Genomic DNA, 528 nt, shown 5'->3' with positions numbered 1-528 from the left:
CGTGGGGAAGAGGAACCTGTTGCGACAAATGAGACAGCGGAAGGAAGAGCACAGAACAGAAGAATAGAATTTAAACTGATAAGAAAAGAATAATTGAAGGAAGGAGAAAAACATGAGTAATAATTTAAAGAAAATGGAAAAAGACTTAAGAGCATTGGCAAAAAGATGTAAAGACATAAAGTATACAAGAGCACTTTTGTTAAGTTTCCTTTTAATGGGGATGTTGACATTTTCAGAAGGGTTGACATCGCCTGAAGTGAAGAGTACTGAAAATGCGATAAGTCAGACGAGAAAAGAATTGAATATATCAATAAAAGATTTACATACATCATTTAAGCAGGCAAAGAGGGAGAACAACAGATTACTGAAAAATGCAAATCTTGAGTTAATACAATTAATGGAACAGGGAGATCAGGTGGTGAAGTCTCCTTGGAGTTCATGGCAATTTGGAATGAACTATTTTTACAGTAACTGGAGAGGAGCATATAAAGGAAGAGGAGATAAAAAAGAAAAATATCCTTATGAGGG

General features: G+C 35.0%; 1 protein-coding gene and 1 pseudogene. Both read left to right on the top strand.

The window, feature by feature from the left end; all coding sequences use genetic code 11:
• Positions 1-93, top strand: a pseudogene (locus EII29_RS11585) (OmpA family protein); the annotation flags it as partial.
• 19 nt (positions 94-112) lie between these two features.
• Positions 113-528: autotransporter-associated N-terminal domain-containing protein (locus EII29_RS11580; protein WP_125237623.1), on the top strand; the 416-nt coding region annotated here is incomplete at its 3' end.

This window comes from Leptotrichia sp. OH3620_COT-345, assembly GCF_003932895.1.
Classification (GTDB): domain Bacteria; phylum Fusobacteriota; class Fusobacteriia; order Fusobacteriales; family Leptotrichiaceae; genus Pseudoleptotrichia.
Note: the sequence above shows the minus strand (reverse complement) of the source record. Positions and strands in the feature narration are given on the sequence as shown.